17 protein-coding genes are annotated in these 18668 nt (G+C 34.1%); 10 read left to right on the top strand and 7 right to left on the bottom strand.

Going from position 1 to position 18668, the window contains the following annotated elements; genetic code table 11:
* Window positions 1–29: 29 nt before the first annotated feature.
* Window positions 30–2054, top strand: coding sequence for a peptidase (locus GZ212_RS08395; RefSeq protein WP_166958927.1), 2025 nt, complete (start codon window positions 30–32; stop codon window positions 2052–2054).
* A gap of 34 nt (window positions 2055–2088) precedes the next feature.
* Here GZ212_RS08395 and GZ212_RS08400 read toward each other — a convergent pair whose 3' ends face one another.
* A complete protein-coding gene (locus tag GZ212_RS08400) occupies window positions 2089–2730 on the bottom strand; it encodes a protein-L-isoaspartate(D-aspartate) O-methyltransferase (protein WP_166958929.1) in 642 nt (213 codons plus the stop codon).
* A gap of 157 nt (window positions 2731–2887) precedes the next feature.
* Between GZ212_RS08400 and GZ212_RS08405 the strand changes: the two genes are divergently transcribed.
* The 9 genes from GZ212_RS08405 (at window position 2888) to GZ212_RS08445 (ending at window position 12408) form a co-directional block, all read left to right on the top strand.
* A complete protein-coding gene (locus tag GZ212_RS08405) occupies window positions 2888–3847 on the top strand; it encodes a Gfo/Idh/MocA family protein (RefSeq protein WP_166958931.1) in 960 nt (319 codons plus the stop codon).
* Between the two features lie 77 nt (window positions 3848–3924).
* Window positions 3925–4812 (top strand): 3-hydroxybutyryl-CoA dehydrogenase, encoded by an 888-nt coding sequence (locus GZ212_RS08410; protein WP_166958933.1) that lies wholly within the window; start codon window positions 3925–3927, stop codon window positions 4810–4812.
* Window positions 4813–4828: 16 nt separating this feature from the next.
* The gene (locus tag GZ212_RS08415) at window positions 4829–6067 is read left to right on the top strand and encodes a DUF1015 domain-containing protein (protein WP_166958935.1); all 1239 of its coding nucleotides are present in this window, start codon (window positions 4829–4831) and stop codon (window positions 6065–6067) included.
* Window positions 6068–6076: 9 nt separating this feature from the next.
* A complete protein-coding gene (locus tag GZ212_RS08420) occupies window positions 6077–6745 on the top strand; it encodes a YggS family pyridoxal phosphate-dependent enzyme (RefSeq protein WP_166958937.1) in 669 nt (222 codons plus the stop codon).
* Between the two features lie 18 nt (window positions 6746–6763).
* Window positions 6764–8125 carry an exonuclease domain-containing protein gene (locus GZ212_RS08425; protein ID WP_166959085.1) on the top strand — a complete coding sequence of 454 codons (1362 nt, stop codon included), beginning with the start codon at window positions 6764–6766 and terminating at the stop codon, window positions 8123–8125.
* A 7-nt stretch (window positions 8126–8132) separates the two neighbouring features.
* Entirely contained in the window at window positions 8133–10091 is a 1959-nt protein-coding gene (locus tag GZ212_RS08430; protein WP_166958939.1) for a DUF3857 domain-containing protein, read from the top strand.
* A gap of 26 nt (window positions 10092–10117) precedes the next feature.
* The gene (locus GZ212_RS08435; RefSeq protein WP_166958941.1) at window positions 10118–10993 is read left to right on the top strand and encodes an ion transporter; all 876 of its coding nucleotides are present in this window, start codon (window positions 10118–10120) and stop codon (window positions 10991–10993) included.
* Window positions 10983–11912, top strand: coding sequence for a tRNA (adenosine(37)-N6)-dimethylallyltransferase MiaA (gene miaA, locus GZ212_RS08440; RefSeq protein WP_240923788.1), 930 nt, complete (start codon window positions 10983–10985; stop codon window positions 11910–11912). Before GZ212_RS08435 ends, miaA begins: the two co-directional genes overlap by 11 nt.
* Window positions 11899–12408, top strand: a complete 510-nt coding sequence (locus GZ212_RS08445; RefSeq protein ID WP_166958943.1) for a DUF4440 domain-containing protein — start codon at window positions 11899–11901, stop codon at window positions 12406–12408. Before miaA ends, GZ212_RS08445 begins: the two co-directional genes overlap by 14 nt.
* 52 nt (window positions 12409–12460) lie before the next feature.
* On the opposite strand, the gene GZ212_RS08450 is transcribed toward GZ212_RS08445, so the two are convergent.
* The 6 genes from GZ212_RS08450 to GZ212_RS08475 form a co-directional block, all read right to left on the bottom strand.
* Window positions 12461–13174 carry a response regulator transcription factor gene (locus GZ212_RS08450; RefSeq protein ID WP_053971903.1) on the bottom strand — a complete coding sequence of 238 codons (714 nt, stop codon included), beginning with the start codon at window positions 13172–13174 and terminating at the stop codon, window positions 12461–12463.
* A gap of 4 nt (window positions 13175–13178) precedes the next feature.
* Window positions 13179–14759: a sensor histidine kinase KdpD gene (locus GZ212_RS08455; RefSeq protein WP_053971902.1), complete on the bottom strand. Its 1581-nt coding sequence runs from the start codon at window positions 14757–14759 to the stop codon at window positions 13179–13181.
* A 77-nt stretch (window positions 14760–14836) separates the two neighbouring features.
* Window positions 14837–15424 (bottom strand): dephospho-CoA kinase, encoded by a 588-nt coding sequence (gene coaE, locus GZ212_RS08460; protein WP_166958945.1) that lies wholly within the window; start codon window positions 15422–15424, stop codon window positions 14837–14839.
* Complete coding sequence (locus GZ212_RS08465) at window positions 15421–16323, bottom strand: YbbR-like domain-containing protein (RefSeq protein ID WP_240923789.1); 903 nt, start codon at window positions 16321–16323, stop codon at window positions 15421–15423. Before GZ212_RS08465 ends, coaE begins: the two co-directional genes overlap by 4 nt.
* Before the next feature lie 65 nt (window positions 16324–16388).
* Window positions 16389–17393, bottom strand: a complete 1005-nt coding sequence (locus tag GZ212_RS08470; protein WP_166958947.1) for a glycosyltransferase family 2 protein — start codon at window positions 17391–17393, stop codon at window positions 16389–16391.
* 81 nt (window positions 17394–17474) lie between these two features.
* A complete protein-coding gene (locus GZ212_RS08475) occupies window positions 17475–18239 on the bottom strand; it encodes a T9SS type A sorting domain-containing protein (protein ID WP_166958949.1) in 765 nt (254 codons plus the stop codon).
* Between the last annotated feature and the right edge of the window lie 429 nt (window positions 18240–18668).

The raw sequence follows: 18668 nt of genomic DNA on the forward strand, positions 1-18668 counted from the left end.
CCGGAATATTACTTTAATCCAAATTGTTCATGAAAAGATTTTTTAAAGTTTACATCATTGCTCTTTCAATCCTATTATCTTCTTGTGGTTCTCTATTAAACCCTACCGTCCCCATAACCAACGACATTCAGTTTACGGTTAACTTATTAGACAGGAGTAACGATACCTTTAAAGTTACAGTTACACCTCCTAGTTTGGGAGAGGAAAATGATATATTCAATTTTGCAGCTACTTCTCCAAACACTTATCAAATAATGGACATAGGGAAATATGTAACCTCTTTTAGGGCATTTGACAAACATGGAAATGAGATTGCTACCAAACATATTTCTACCAACCAATTTAAAATTTCTAAACCACATAAAGTCATTCGAATTGAATATGAAATTTCAGAGACTTGGGATAGTCCAGTAGACCAAAACCCAATTCATTTGAGATTTGGAACTTCTATTGAAAATGATCATGCTTTAATCAATGGACAGGCTGTTTTTGGTTACTTCAAAGGAAAGAAGAAAACGCCCATTAAACTTCAATTACAACACCCAGCAGAATGGCAAGTTGCCACTTCTCTGAAAAAATCAAGCTCAGGAAAATATCTGGCTAAAAACTATAGCCAAGTGGTAGACTCTCCAATTTTACTGGGATATCTCACTAGAGAATCCATGACAGTTCAAGGGGCTGTAATTGATATTTTTTCATATTCAAAAACAGGAGTAGTTACAGCTTCCCAAATCATGGAATCTTTGAAGAAAATGTTTGAAACTGCAGGTAATTATATAGAAGGTATTCCTGTTGATCAATACACATTCCTATTCATGTTTGAAGATAAAACGGATGGTTCTTGGGCTCACAACCGTAGCTCGGGTTACGTTTATAGAGAAACACCATGGAAAAATTTAGAGAAGGAAATCCTAGACCTAGCAGCACATGAATTTTTTCATATAGTGACCCCATTAAATCTTCATAGTGAGATTGTTTCTAAATTTCAATATGACACCCCGCTTCCATCAAAGCATTTATGGCTTTATGAGGGCGTTACCGAATGGGCGTCAAAAATGATGATGTTTAGAGGTGGTGAAACAACTGCCGATGAATATTTGTCTGAATTGGAAAAAAAGGTTTACATCAGTAAAAACCTTTACAACAATCATTATAGCCTTTTGGATCTCGCACTAACTTCCTATACGTCTGATGGACAAAAACAATTTGGAAACATCAATATGAAAGGAGCTTTAGCTGCCAGCCTATTGGACATCAGACTTATTGAACTCTCTAAAGGCAATACAGGTTTAATGGATGTGATTATCAAACTGAGTAGAAAATATGGTCCCAATAAATCCTTTAATGAGGATTCTTTCTTTGCTGATTTTACAGAGGAAACCTATCCAGAAATCAACGATTTTTTTGATAAATATATCATCCATGCAGAACCTTTACCACTTCAAGAATACTATTTTAAAATAGGAATTCTGTATGATGAAGACACTAATAAATTTACCGTTTTAAAAGAGCCTTCTGAAGAGCAACTTAAATTAAGAAATAAATGGTTTGAACCATTAAGAAAAAGAGGTATCAGTCTCTTTTTACCACAAACCAGCTTTATCAATTATGTAGGAACAATGGATTCTACAATAGAATCCCTTTATGAGGTAATTTCTGGAGAAAGAGGTCAAGAAAGAAATTGGGAATTTTTTAAATATCTATTTAAACCAGATGCCAAATTAATTCCGACGGCGAGAGCACAAGACAGTACTTATAAAGTGAAATATATTTCTCCCAATGATTATGTGAAGTCAGCTGAAACTTGGATGATGGACAATGGTTTCTTTGAGAAAGAAATTAACAGGGTGGTTAACACCTATGGAAACATCGCCCAAGTTTTCAGTACTTATGAGACCTTTAGAACCCAAACAGATGTTATTCCTTTTATGCGAGGTGTTAATAGCATTCAATTGCTTTTTGACGGCAAACGTTGGTGGATTGTCAATATTTACTGGACCCAAGAAACCCCAGAAAACCCTATTCCACCAGAATATTTACCAAGAGTAGATTAATAACTGTGTTAAACAGGGTAAATAGGAAAGAGATTTAGTTTTTATCTTCTAATAAAGGTACAAACCGGAAATCACCAAATTCATGTTTTTCAAAGTCCTTGGGCCCTTTTCTAATGAATAAAGTCATGGTTTGAACGTTGTCTCCTACAGGAATCACGAGACGCCCACCAATTTCCAATTGCGCCAAAAGCGCTTTGGGAACAAATGGTGCCCCCGCAGTCACAATGATGCCTTTGAAAGGTGCTTCTTCCTTCAAACCAATGTACCCATCCCCAAAAATGAGTTTTTTAGCTCTATAGCCCAACTTGGGAAGAAACTTTGAAGTTTTCTTAAACAACTCATTTTGTCTTTCAATACTAAAGACGCGACACCCCAATTCACACAATATGGCTGTTTGGTAACCACTCCCCGTTCCTATTTCCAAAATCTTATCGCCTGGTTTCACTTCTAACAACTCGGTTTGAAAAGCCACTGTATAGGGCTGAGATATCGTTTGGTCCGCTGCAATTGGAAATGCTTTATCCTGATAAGCATGATCCAAAAATCCTGAATCCATAAACAAATGCCTTGGCACCTTCCCTATGGCTTTTAGGACCTTTTCATCCTTGATGCCCTTAGCTCTTACAACCTCAACCAGTTGCTGTCTTAATCCTTGATGTCTATAAGTATCTTTCAAAATGAAGTAGCAGATTTCTGGATAAAATTAATCAAACATTTGAAAGGTCAAAACCAAATTCAACAGATTTTACAGGTAATTCCTTTAGGGATATTTTAATAGTTCAAAACATTCAAAATAATATCTAAAATCTTATTTTTGTTAAAAACAAGATAATATGTTAAAAGCTGGAGTACTTGGTGCAGGCCATCTTGGCAAAATCCATCTCAGACTTCTCAAACAATCAACCAAATACGAATTGGTTGGCTTTTACGACGCGGACGAACACAATGCCAAAAAAGTAGAAGAAGAATTCGGTTATAAATACTTTAATTCTATAGATGATTTAATTGACGCGGTTGATATGGTGGATATTGTAACTCCCACCCTATCTCATTTTGAATGCGCCAAAAAAGCGATCTCTAAAGGCAGGCATATTTTTATTGAAAAACCCATCACCAATACGGTTGAAGAAGCAGAGCATATTAGAACGTTATTGGCCGAAAATAACTTAAGGGGGCAAGTAGGTCATGTTGAAAGGTTCAATCCAGCATTTACTGCGGTAAAGGACAAGATTGTTAACCCCATGTTTATTGAAACCCATAGATTGGCAGAATTCAATCCTAGAGGAACTGATGTTCCTGTTGTGTTAGACTTGATGATCCATGATATTGATGTCATTTTGAGTGTGGTTAAATCAAAAGTGAAATCTGTTTCTGCTAGTGGTGTTTCAGTTATCAGTGAAACGCCTGATATTGCCAATGCTCGAATCGAATTTGAAAATGGTTGTGTTGCTAACCTGACAGCCAGTAGAATTTCGCTTAAAAACATGCGTAAAACACGCTTCTTCCAGCGTGATGCGTATATCTCGGTAGATTTTCTGGAAAAGAAATGTGAAGTGGTAAAAATGAAAGATGCCCCTACAGATCCAGGAGATTTTGATATGATCCTTCAAAATGCAGAAGGTATTAAAAAGCAAATCTATTTTGATAATCCAGACATTCCTAAAAACAATGCTATTTTGGATGAATTAGAAACTTTTGCTCATGCCATTAACACAAACACCACGCCTGTTGTCACACTTCAGGATGGTACCGAAGCCTTAAGATTAGCCACAAAAATAATTGAGCAATTTTAGGGACTAAATTCAAACACAAACTAATCACAAACTAATTAAGAACAATCCCGCTTTGGCGGGAGCACAAAATTATTATTATGAAAAACGTAGCAGTTATAGGTGCCGGAACCATGGGAAATGGTATCGCACATACTTTTGCTCAAGCTGGATTTAAAGTACAACTTATTGATATAAGTGAAGCATCTTTAAAGCGAGGTTTGAATACCATTACAAAAAATTTGGACCGAATGGTTTCAAAAGAGACTATTACTGAAGCTGACAAAAAGAATACTTTAGATAACATTACCACTTTTACTGATATAACAGAAGGAGTTGAATATGCTAGTTTAGTGGTAGAAGCAGCCACTGAAAATATTGACCTTAAATTAAAAATTTTCAAACAGTTAAGCGATGACTGTTCAGAGGACACGATTTTGGCAACCAATACCTCCTCAATCTCTATCACCCAAATCGCTTCTGTGACTGCTAGACCAGATCAAGTTATCGGAATGCACTTTATGAATCCGGTTCCTATCATGAAACTTGTTGAAATAATAAGAGGTTATAATACAAGTGATGAAGTAACAAATACCATCATGGAAATGTCAAAACAATTGGGTAAAATTCCAGTTGAAGTAAACGATTATCCAGGATTTGTAGCCAATAGAATCTTGATGCCAATGATAAACGAATCTATTGAAACACTTTATAATGGAGTCGCTGGAGTTTCAGAGATTGATACTGTAATGAAATTAGGAATGGCTCACCCCATGGGACCGTTACAATTGGCAGATTTCATTGGGTTGGATGTATGTCTATCTATTTTGGAAGTGATGTATGATGGATTTAAAAACCCTAAATATGCTCCTTGTCCATTGCTAGTTAACATGGTAAGAGCTGGAAAGTTAGGGGTAAAATCTGGAGAAGGTTTTTATGATTACTCCGAAAGTAGAAAAGCTGAAAAGGTGTCTAAACAATTTATCTAAAAAAGAACATTTATAAATGGCCCATATTATTCCTTTTAAAGCTGTTAGACCCACCAGAGATAAGGTGAGTCTTGTAGCTTCTAGGTCCTACCAAAGCTACACCAAAGAGCAGGTAGAATCTAGGTTAAGGGATAATCCGTTTTCGTTTTTACATATTATAAATCCTGGGTATCGGTTTGCAAAAGATGTTGTTGGAAAAGCTCGTTATGGTCTTGTAAAGAATAGATACCTAGAATTTAAAGAAGATGGCATTTTTATAGAAGATGAAAAGCCAACCTATTATGTGTATCGCATTGTAAACAGGGATGGTGATGTATTCAATGGAATAATTGCGGCCGCCAGTGCCGTAGATTATGAAAAGGATGCTATAAAAAAGCATGAGGATACCTTGGCGTACAAGGAAATTATTTTCAAGGAATATCTTAAAGCTGTGGGATTTAATGCCGAACCTGTACTTTTAACGTATCCTGACAATGCATCCATAGCTCAAATAATAGCCAAAGTTCAAAAAAACCGCCCGGAATACGAGTTTACAACCACTTACCGAGACACTCATTACATGTGGTTGGTTGAAGATGATCAATCAATTCAAAAAATACAAGCGGAATTTGAAAAAATGCCAGTGATATATATAGCAGATGGGCACCACCGTTCTGCTTCTTCTTTTCTTCTTTATGAAGATTTAAGAAGTGAAAATCCAAACCATAACCCCCAGGAACCCTATAACTATTTTATGAGTTATTTGATTCCTGAATCTGATTTGAAAATTTATGAATTCAATAGATTGGTTAAAGACCTTAATGGGTTGAGTAAAGAAGAATTTCTTATTAAATTGGATGCCTGGTATCGCATCGAAAATCGAGGCAAAAAAGCTTACAAGCCTTCCAAACAACATCATTTCAGCATGTATATGGATGGTGAATTTTATTCTTTATATTTAAGAAAATCGTTATATAAATTTGAAACCGCTCTGGATACCCTAGATGCTCAATTGCTTTACAAGACCATTTTAAACCCTATTTTAGGAATTTCAGATTTAAGGCATAATGACCGCATCGAATACACCAATGGAAAAAATGACATTGTGGATGTAAAAAGTTGTGTTGACAGCGGGGATTACAAGGTAGGCTTTGGTATGGTTCCAGCGACTGTTGAGCAAATGAAACAAATTGCAAATGAAGGTCTAACCATGCCCCCGAAAAGCACCTATGTTTTACCAAAATTACGCAGTGGTGTTACCATTTATGAGTTTTAAAAATTACCTATGAGTATAAAAGAAAATCTTGAAAGTATTTTAAACCAAATTCCTAAGGAAGTTACTCTGGTTGCCGTTTCCAAAACCAAACCCAATGAGGATATCATGGAAGCCTATCAAGCTGGACAACGAATTTTTGGTGAAAATAAAATTCAAGAAATGGCAGAGAAATATGAAAGCCTACCTAAAGATATCCAATGGCACATGATAGGACATGTACAAACAAATAAGGTCAAATACATGGCTCCTTTTGTTAGTTTGATTCATGGGGTAGATAGACTAAAACTTCTGAAGGAAATTAACAAACAAGCCTCTGCAAATAATCGAACAATCCATTGTTTACTACAAATAAAAATCGCAGAAGAAGATTCTAAGTTTGGTATGTCCATTCAAGATGCAAAGAATCTACTTCAATCTAAAGATTTAGAACCTTTGAATCATATTCATATAACGGGTGTCATGGGAATGGCCACGTTTACAGAGGATCAGAATCAAATAAAAAATGAATTTGACCGTTTAAAATCAGCTTTTGCTTCTTTAAAAACTATTGAGAACGAGCGTTGTGACCTAAAAACCATTTCTATGGGAATGAGTGGCGATTATGAATTGGCTATTCAAAGTGGAAGCAATATGATTCGAGTAGGAAGCAGCATTTTTGGAGAACGAAACTATCATTAAAAAAAAAAGAGCTTACTTATATACGCTATACTTGACATAGAGACAACAGGAGGGAAATACAATGAAGAAGGTATTACCGAAATAGCCATTTACAAATTTGATGGTCATAAGGTGGTAGACCAATTTATTTCATTGGTCAATCCAGAGAGAGAGATTCAACCCTTTGTAGTGAATTTGACAGGTATCAATAGTAACATGTTGCGCAATGCCCCCAAGTTTTACGAAGTTGCCAAACGTATTGTGGAGATTACTGAAGATTGCATTATTGTTGCCCATAACGCCAAATTTGATTATCGCATTCTAAGAACGGAATTCCACCGTTTAGGCTTTGGATACAAGCGAAAAACACTCTGTACCGTTGAACTTTCAAAGCAACTCATTCCGGGTCAAGATTCTTATAGTCTAGGAAAATTAGCCCGATCATTAGGGATTCCTGTTAGTGACAGGCACAGAGCTAGTGGCGACGCCATGGCTACTGTTAAACTGTTTAAGATGCTCCTAAATAAAGATTTGGATAAATACATTGTAAAGGATGCCATCCGAATGGAGCCTAAATATCAAATGGAACCCAATTTAAAACGAATTATTGATGAATTGCCTACCGTAACAGGGGTTTATTACATTCATAATGAGTATGGCGATGTTATTTATATTGGGAAGAGCAAAAATATTAAGAGCAGAATTAGTCAGCATTTTTCAAACACCAATCCCAAATCAAAAAAAATACAACTCCAAACAGCTGCTGTAACCTATGAGCAAACGGGCAGTGAATTGGTGGCGCTTCTTAAAGAAAGTGAAGAAATTAAGAAGTTAAGACCTTTATTCAACCGAGCACTCAGAAGAAATATATTCACACATGCTCTTTATAGTTATACAGATGAAAACGGATACATCAATTTAAAGATTGATAAGGCCGATGGCAGAAAGCAAGCCATAACGACATTTAGTAACAGGCAAAGTGCTAAACAATTTCTATTTAATGTTGTTGAAGAGTATGGACTTTGTCAAAAATTAGTAGGTTTATACCCAACCAAATCCAATTGTTTTAATTATACCATTAAACAATGTCAAGGAGCATGTATTTCTGAAGAACCAACGGAAGAATACAATAAAAGAGTTCAAAAATTAATAGATAAAAACTCCTATTCTGGAAAAAATATGGCCATTATAGACCGAGGGAGAGATATTGAAGAAAAAAGTGTCATATTAATTAAAGACGGTGTTTTTGCTGGTCTGGGCTATGTTGATTTAAATTATCAAATAGTCAACGCCCATATCCTTGAATCTATAATTACACCTATGGAGAATAATCGAGATTCTCAACATATTATTCAAAGCTATTTAAGACGAAAGAAAAAAATAAAAATCATCTATTACTAACTAAACAATGAAAAAACACCTAATTCTAACCACACTATTCTTAACCTCATTTATTTTAAAAGCCCAATCAGGATTTAATTCTGAAGACTTAACCGTAACCAGACAAGATCTTTCCACAAATTACTTTGCTAAAGACTCAACGGCAAATGCTGTTGTTTTATATGAATATGGAAACAGTTACATCGACAAAGACAATTATAAGCTTTACACAGAAATAAAGAAAAAAATAAAAATTCTGAACAAAAAAGGCTTTGAACAAGCAACCATTACAGAATTAGAATACCACTCAAACAAAGGAAATGAAGTTGTAAAAGATATTACGGGAACAACCTATAATTTGGATGGTGGGCGTGTAACTAAAACAAAATTAGAAAAAGAATCTATATTTGAAGAGGAGTATGATGACAACTACACCTTGGTAAAATTTACTTTTCCAAATATCAAAGAGGGCTCTGTAATTACCTATTCTTACACCATAATCTCTCCCTTTTTATTCAAATATAAAGGCTGGGATTTTCAAGATGAAATTCCTAAACTCTACAGTGAGTACAATACAAGCATACCAGGAAACTGGGAGTATAGTATCAAATTAGTTGGTTATCAAAATTTGTACGACAAATGGGAAACGATACGAAATAATTGTCTTTCAGGCCCCAACGGTTCTTATGCAAATTGCAGCGAATCACAGTACATAATGAAAGACATTCCTGCTTTCATACCTGAAGATTATATGACTAACAAATACAATTATCTTTCAAGAATTGAGTATGAACTAAAAACTTTTAGAGGGTTTGATGGTCGTGTAAAACATTACACCAAAACCTGGGATGACGTCGATAAGGAGTTAAGAACTGATGAAAGTTTTGGTAGGCAATTGAGAAAATCTTCAGTGTCTAAAGAATTAATTCCTACAGAAATTTCTGAGGAGCCAAATCTTTTAAAAAGAGCAGAATCCATTTACCATTTCATTCAAGAAAACTATACTTGGAATGGAGAATTTCATTTGATGAAGGATGTTGCAGTTAAAGATTTAGTAAAAAAAGGAACTGGAAATTCAGGAGAAATAAACATCCTCTTGCATAATGTTTTAGAACAGAATGGTATTGATGTCAAACCAATAATTCTCTCAACAAGAGCAAATGGTTTTCCCACTAAAATATTCCCTGTTTTAACTGATTTTAATTATATCATTGTTCAAGCATCCATCGATGGCAACACCTATTATTTAGACGCCACAGATAAATACATGCCATTTGGTGAACTCCCCTACCGTTGCCTTAATGATGAAGGACGTTTGCTAGATTTTAAAGAAGGTAGCTCTTGGGTTTCCATTGAGCCAAAAAGTTCTTCAAATATCATTTATCACGTAAAACTAAAAGCTGACAATGGAAAAATAACAGGAACTGTGAATACGGCAGCAAGGGGTTACCACTCCTTGCCAAGAAAGAAATCCTATTATGGAAATCCTACGGATTATGAAACAAAATTATTGGATCAAAATGAAAATATTGAAATCTCTAATTTCGAAATGAAAAGTGAAAATCAATATTCCAATGATTTAATTGAAAAATTTGATGTAGAGGTCCAATTAAATGAAGTTGCTGACAGATTATACTTTGACCCATTCCTATTTAAATTCTTCAGCAAAAATCCATTTAAATTGCAAGAACGAACCTATCCTATTGATTTTGGATATAAAGATTCTTTTATGTATTCCATGGAAATAGATTTAGGAGAAGATTACACCCTTATTGATTTACCTGAAAGTAAAAATTACAGCCTACCTGAAAATTCGGGAAGAGTAATTTTTACCTCAACAAACAACAATAACGTGGTAACACTTTTATTAAAAATTGACTTTCTGAAAGCTAAATATGAGCCTGGGTACTATCCTTATTTAAAGGAATTCATGAACTTAGTCACTAATTTTCAAACAAAATCTTTAATCTCCCTTAAAAGGACTTAAACTTCTTTTTTTGTTACATTTATAATATGAACAATCCCAAAAAGAAATCTGATTGGCGAGAAAAGCTTCATGAAATCATTTATGAGGCAGATACCCCTGAAGGGAAACTGTTTGATATTATACTACTAATTGCCATTCTAGCAAGTATTTTATTGGTGATGCTTGAAAGCATAAAAAGCTTTGATGCCAAGTATCACCAAGCTTTAAATATCTCTGAATGGATTATTACGATCCTATTCACTATCGAGTATATATTCAGGATAATTACCGTTAAAAAACCTATTAAGTATATTACTAGTTTTTATGGAATTATAGATTTATTATCAACACTTCCTAAATACATCTCCATCATTTTTGCGGGAACACATGCATTGGTAGCCTTAAGAGCCTTAAGATTATTAAGAATATTTAGAGTTCTGAAATTAGCACGCTTTTTGGGTGCATCCAACCAGTTAACCATGGCTATTAAAGCAAGTAGAGCCAAAATATCAGTCTTTTTGTATGCCGTACTTATTTTATCCATCATTTTTGGAACGATTATGTACTTAGTAGAAGGCGAAGAAAACGGATTTACAAACATCCCTAAAAGTGTTTATTGGTGCATTGTAACCTTAACAACAGTAGGTTTTGGAGATATTGCTCCTACGACCCCTTTGGGACAATTTATTGCTGCAGTCATTATGATTTTAGGATATGGTATCATTGCTGTACCTACGGGAATAGTATCGGCAGAATATGCCAAAAGTCAATCAGATAGCCATAGGAAGGATTCTAATTTAGAAAGTAAAAAGCATACTAAAATTGATATCAATTCGCAGTCATGCCCAAATTGTTCTGTTGAAGGTCATAAAGACAAAGCTAAGTATTGTTACAAATGCGGTTATTTAATTAATGATGCATAAAGGAAAATTCCTAATTTCTATTGTTGGCCCTACGGCTATTGGAAAGACTTCCCTTAGCATTAAATTGGCACAGTATTATAACACAGAAATCATTTCTGCTGACTCTAGACAATTTTTTAAGGAAATGAGTATTGGGACTGCAGCTCCTACCAAGGAAGAGCTCAAAGCTTCAAAGCACCACTTCATCCATCACATATCCATTGAAGATGAGTACAATGTGGGAAGCTTTGAACGAGATGCCCTATCAAAACTTGAAGACTTATTTAATAAATACAACATAGTCATTATGGTTGGTGGTTCTGGTCTATATGTAGATGCTGTTACCAAAGGTTTAGACGATTTTCCGGATATTGATCCGAAAATTCGAGAGGATTTAAATGAACAAATAGCAACATCTGGTTTAGAATCCCTTCAAAAGCAACTTCAAAAACTTGACCCAAAATCTTATCAAACGATAGCCATTGACAATCCACATAGAGTCATTAGAGCCTTAGAGATTTGTTTAGGAACCAAAAAACCATACTCATCATTTTTAAATAAAAAAGAATCCAAAAGACCATTTGAAACCATTCACGTTGGACTAACCGCAGATCGAAACATCATCTATGACCGAATCAACCAACGGGTAGACCTTATGATGGATTTAGGACTTTTGGAGGAAGTTAAATCCCTAGAATCTAAAAAGCATTTAAATGCATTAAATACCGTTGGCTACAAAGAACTATTCATGTTTTTAGAAGGAGCTTGGACTAAAGATTTTGCCATTTCTGAAATCAAAAAAAATTCAAGACGATTTGCAAAACGACAACTAACTTGGTTTAAGAAAAATGAATCCACCATTTGGTTTGACTACGAAACACCTCTTAATGAAATTGTTAATACCATTGACAACAAGTTAAACAATCATGAAATCAGTTAATCTACTTATATTTCTTTTTTTATTTTCGGTTAATGGGTTTACCCAGAACCAATCTGAACTAGAAAATATCAACAAACAAATTTGGATTCCTTTTACCAAAGCCTTTGAAACAAAGGATTTAAATCTCTTTAAAAGCATCCACAGTAAAGAATTAATACGCGTTAATGCTGATGGTAAGCGAATTATGGAATTTGAAGACTATATGTCCGGATATCAAAGGAGATGGCAAAAATCAAGTAGAAACCAAACCATTTCATTCCGGTTTTATGAACGGATCCATAATGCCAAAACCGGATCTGAAATAGGAATATACAAGCTTACATTAAATCCAAAAACGAATGAAGAAGCCTCCTATTATGGAAAATTTCATGTGATTTTAATTCAAGAAAATGGTCTATGGAAAATTCTTGTGGATTATGACTCGTCCAAAGGGCAGACCATTGGAGAAAGTGATTTTCTATCAGGTTTGGATATGAATGATATCAATAAATATTAAAAAAAAAGTCCCGCTAATAGCTGGACTTTTTTTATTGTATAGGTATATGATTTTAAGCACTTTGGTTTACAACCAACCTAAATCCTTCTCCATGTATGTTAAGTATTTCAACATTTTCATCTAGTTTCAAATATTTTCTCAACTTAGCGATATATACATCCATACTTCTTGAAGTAAAATAATTATCGTCACGCCATATTTTTGTCAAGGCCAATTCCCTAGGCATTAAATCATTTTCATGAAGAGCAAGCAATCTCAATAATTCATTTTCTTTAGGAGATAATTTAATTTGCTCCCCGCCATCATAGGTTAAGAACCTTAATTTTGAGTTCAAATGGAACTTTCCTATTTGGAATTCAAATTGTTTACTATCTGCAACCGTTTCTGTTGCTTTACGTTGCATAATAGCCTTTATTTTCATTAACAGGACCTCGCTATCAAAAGGCTTGTTAAGATAGTCATCTGCTCCCACCTTATATCCTTTTAAGACATCTTCTTTCATGGCCTTAGCAGTTAGGAATATAATTGGTACATCCGAATTTTTATCCCTAATCTCCTTTGCCAATGTGAAACCATCTTTATAAGGCATCATGACATCCAAGATACATAAATCAAAGTCGTCTTTCTTGAATTTTTCAAAGCCCTCCATTCCATTTTTGGCATGGGTAACTTGATAATCATTCATCATTAAATAATCCTTAAGAATAGTTCCAAAATTAGGATCATCTTCTACTAATAAAATCTTCTTTTGTTGTGCGTCACTCATAGCTTTATGATATTAATGGAAGCCTAATAATGAAGGTACTTCCTTTGTCTTTTTCACTTTCTACAGAAATATGACCTTGATGGTCATCTACGATTCTTTTTACATAGGCCAAACCTAAACCATGACCTTTTACGTCATGCCTATCACCAGTATGTTCCCTATAAAACTTTTCAAACACTCTTTTTTGAGCTGCTTTACTCATACCACTTCCTTGATCTTTAATTCTCAATAAAATATTTGTTCCAACATTCTCTGTCGAAACATCAATTTTAGGAGGTTGACCCTCTGGTGTATATTTTACGGCATTATCCAAAATATTTACTATTACATTGGTAAAATGGCTTTCATTAGCCAAAACTGAATTTTGTTCAGCATCTAAATGTAATTGGATAAATCCTTGTCTATCTTCAACAAGTAGTTCTACATGTGTAATGGCATCTTCAATTAGCTCATGTAAATCAACTCTTTCCTTACTTATATTAAGTTCATTACGCTCTAGCCTTGAAATTCTCAACACGTTTTCAACCTGGGCATGCATGCGTTTATTTTCATCTTTAATCATATTTAAATAACGCATCACCTTATCTGTATCTTCAATTACCTTTGGATTTCTTATCGCATCCAAAGCTAAGTTAATAGTAGCGATAGGTGTTTTGAATTCATGCGTCATATTATTGATGAAATCTGTTTTAATTTCAGAAATTTTACGCTGCTTGAATAATTGCATTAAGGCACTCGTATAGGCTATAATGATAATTGAAGTAAAGATGATGGATAACAATGTCATTTTTATAATTGACGATTGTAAAAACAAATTCCTACTAGGAAAATTCACCAATAATTTATAATGATTAAAATCATTTTCGTTTTCAAAAATGGTCACCCCAAAAGTTGTGGCCTTATCCAACTCAAAATTGTCACTTTGAACCTTTGTTGCTAAATCATTACTGTAGATAGCAAACTGAAATCCTAAATTGATGTTATCTTCTTTCAGTTTTTTGGTTAAAAGATTTTCTATTTCTTCTTCAGAAACTCTTTTGTAGATAGGTGTTCTAAAAGCCAAATCTCTATATGATTCATCATAAAAGACTTCTTTAGCCCTAGTTAACTCACCTGCCCTAAGCAAACTTCCTCTAAAACTTCCATCGGTTCGAGGCTCTAACAAACTGGATTGAACCACTTTATTGGTACTTCTATTACTTAAAACCCGTTTTATGGTAATACTGTCTAAACCTATGTCAAAGATCGATGAAGATAACTTGTAGTTCTCTTCTAAAATACTATTTCTATAAATGATGGGCTCACTATTATTATCGCCTTCCAGTTTCAAAAATAACTCCTGATACCCAGTAGTATCAACCACAAATCCTTCCGATTCCAGTTGTTGAAGCTTGTTAATATGCTCCTTATACTCCCTGTTTTCAATGGCCCTCGAAGTATAACTTAAAGCTTTTTTTACATTAAAAGTAAACTGCTTTTCCTCGTTGACTATGGAATTATTAATGTAATAGGCCTGCACAAAGATAATTCCCACAAGGGATAAGCTCATTAGCAGGATTAGTACGATGAATATCTTCTTGCTCATCGTTCAAATTTAACATTTTAACATTTAGGCAACTGTCCCTTTAACCTTACATTAACAAAAATGTTAAAATGCAAGGTTCATCCTACTTTTTGAAGAATTTTCAGATGAATTTTTCGAACTTGTTTTTGGGTTTCTTCCAGGTTTAAATTGTGGATTACGAAATTTGATTTCGCTATTTTTTCTTTTTCTTCAAGTTGATTGGCCATAATAGACTCAACATTCTCTTTTGAGGAGTGATCTCGCTCTAGCACTCTTTCAATTCTAATTTCTTTTGGTGCTGTTACGGTAACTATTAAATCACATTGATCAGCTCCCCCACTTTCAAATAAAATAGCTGATTCCTTCAACACATAAGGAGTGTTTTGCTTTTTGACCCAACGATCAAAATGTTGACCAACACGCGGATGAACGATGGCATTCATTTGTTTCAACTTTTCCTTATCATTAAAAATAGCTTGGGAAATCAAAGGTTTATTTAACTGACCCTGAACATACACGTTATCTCCAAATAAGGCTATCAACTTCCTCTTTATAAATTTGGATGTCACCATAAGTTCTTTAGCCTCATCATCGGCTATATAAACGGGTATATCAAACTCCTGAAACATCTTAGCAACCGTAGTCTTCCCAGATCCTATACCTCCTGTCAATCCTACAATCATCATTTTAAAATAATAAATTCAATAGGTTGTTTCGACATTTTCACATGTCTTGCATGGTCTGACTTTTGCACAATTTCTGGAACCAAGTAATTGGTACCTTCCACTACCTTGGCAAAATCACAAACTACCTTAAAATCTCCAGCCTTAATGGAATTAAAGTTAGACAAACTAGAGGAATATGTAACTGATATTTTTCTAGGGAAATATTTCAAATTAATATCCTGTGGCACATTAATGACATTAACAGGCAATTTTAATTGTCCTTCTGTAAATTTCTCTACACGTCCCTTCACTAAAACTTTGCTATGAGAAAAAACCAAATTTTCCTCTTTATTATCAGGTAATATTAATGTCACCTCTTGATTTATATCAGCTTGAATATTGTTGATCACTAAAGAATCCGTTTTGATGGATTTAATTTTTGAAACCAACATTTCGGGGCCGATTATTTTGATACTATCGGGCTCAATGCTGATATCTTCCAACAAATCGTAACCAGGTTGAAAATTTAAATGAACTTCTGATTGTATTGGCACTTTCTTTACAGCATTAACATCAAATCGAAACTTTAAAGTATCTGGCGTCATGCTAATAATCTCTACATCCTTAGCAAATTGATCATTAATAGCTGAAAAACCTTTACTCTGAATCCAATAATAAGTACTGTCTTTAATAAATAGATTGCGTTTAAAGTCGATGTCAATTTGCGGGTTCTTGTAATAGTACTTCAACAAGTTAAATCCGCTAGTTCTTACTGATAAATTTAATACTTGATTATTATTGTTTAATATGACATGGTTCTCAGGAACATTTAAACGGTTTACTTGAAATCTAATGGTTTTGGTATAAACGCTAGAGAGTTTCAGAAACACCAAAACAATAAATGAAAAAAGTAAAAACAATAAAAACACATTTATTTTTTTACTCTTAAAAGATGATAATATTTTAGATTTTAAGTAGGCAACCATCAATGTTTAAAAAATAATTTAGGGAAACTTTTCTCCGGATTTCTTTTCAAGAAACCAATTTTAATTGTGGATTCCAAAAAACCGAAACCATATCCCACAAACTGAACAAGAATTGCGGGGACACTCAATATGGCTACAGTAAAGCTTTTGTTATTCCACAAACTTATCGCAAAACCTATTCCAAGATAAGCCATATAACAAAAGAACAGCCAATAGATTTTAAAAATCACTAAAATTAATGAGACCATAAAACCCAAAACAAAAAGACTAGGAAACCAATAGGTGATTTTTTTGGAAGTGGGGTGCCAATGATTCAAAATGGGCCGCACCAAACCAAATTTTCTCACTTGTTGGTAGAATTTTTTCCATGAGATTCGTCTTTTGTGATACACAAATGCTGAAGGTATTAATCTTGTTTCATAACCTAAATTCCATAGTCTGAGCGTTAAATCAGGATCTTCACCTGGATGAATGGTTCCAAAGCCACCACAGGCTAGAAAAGCCTCTTTAGATAATCCCATGTTAAAACTTCTGGGTTGAAACTTATCAACCGATTCATTTCCGCCTCTAATGCCCCCTGTAGTCAAAAAAGACGTCATGGAAAAATTAATCGCCTTTTGCAAATTGGAAAAAGTCTCATGAGCTGCATCAGGCCCTCCAAAACAATGAACAAAACTATCGGCCAAACTCCTCTCTACTTCAACCAAGTAATGTTTGGGTATGATACAATCTGAATCCAAAATGAGAAAATAATTCCCCTTGGCACGTTTCATTCCATAATTTCTTGAATCGCCAGGACCTGAATTCTCTTTATAATAGTAAGAAATATTAAGCTTTTCAGCGTATTCATTCACAACCCCTTTAGAGGAAATTGTTGACCCATCCTCTACTACTACGATCTCAAAGGGAGCATTTGCATGCAGTTCACAGAGGCTCATTAACAACTCTTCAAGTTCTTGGGGCCGGTCATAAATGGGTATTATAAATGAAAATTGCAATTCCATAAAACAAATGTAGTTAAAGAACATAAAAAAAGCCACCCTTATTTAGGATGGCTAATTGGATAATAAGCGATGTTTTGTAAATTACTTTTTTACAATTCTTATTGGTTTTGCATTTCCATTAACAGTTACTTTCAATAGATAAGTCCCAGCTTGTAAATCTGAAAAATCAATAACAGCATTCATCTTATTTGGATTTACAGTTTTTATGACCTGTCCAATCAAATTATAAACCACAACTTGGTTTATAGTGTTATGAGATGTGATCTTTAATTCATTATCAACTGGATTTGGATAGTAACCAAAATTCAAGTTTTCAAATGAGGATATAGATAGGCCCTCACTCTCCACTATGTCAACCATATAATCATGAGCTTCACCAGCATTTCCACTGCCACAAGCTTCATATGTGGTAGTTGCATATCGATTCATAACACGCATGCGATGAAGTCCTAAATTAGCCCCGGCAGGTATAGCCATCGTTCCTTCGGCAAGGACATCATTAAAAGTAAATGTTGTATCCTCTGAGATTAATTCAGAAGTGTCAAACACTTCATCATCATTAAAATCAATCCAAATTTTCAAACTTTGGAAAGCTGTAATAAAGGATACTGAATAGTCATAATTTACACCCTCAGCCAAAGTGATGATTGTTGAGGTGTAATCTCCATATCCTGCGGTAGAACACCCTGTATTCAAGTGAGTAAATTCAGCATCAGGAATTTCGAAACTTTCGATTTCTTCACCAGTTCCACATCCTCCACTAAAAGTAGGTGTACAATACTGAGCTTGTAAATTAGTAAAAAATCCTAGACCTAAAGCCCAAGTTAAAAGTGTAATTTTTTTCATTTTGATATTATTAAAAAAGGTTATTCAATCGCCTGCAAAAATAACAATATGAAACTAAAACCGTATAAATTTTATAAATTTAACAATTACAAACCCCCATATCAAGAATTTGAAATTACAATTTGAAACTAAAAATCAGATTTTTAATTATTAATTAGCTGTTAATGATATTCTTAGAAATTTTGTTTAGGCACTAATGACTAAATGTTAAATTTTCAATAAAAAAAGCCACCCAAAATTAGGGTGGCTTTTGCATAGTTGGTTAGTTAAGTAGACGCATCTAATCTTAAATGAATCTAATCGTTTTAGTGGAACCAATTATAAAAATTAAAAGAGAGAAATAAAGCAACTCTCCCTATTCTGTTTATTTTCATTCCTTATTCCTTCAGTGGTTTGAAGAAAACCAGAGTTCCATTTTATGGATTGATT

The sequence above is a fragment of the Mangrovimonas sp. CR14 genome (assembly GCF_011764015.1).
GTDB classification, from domain to species: Bacteria; Bacteroidota; Bacteroidia; order Flavobacteriales; family Flavobacteriaceae; genus Mangrovimonas; species Mangrovimonas futianensis.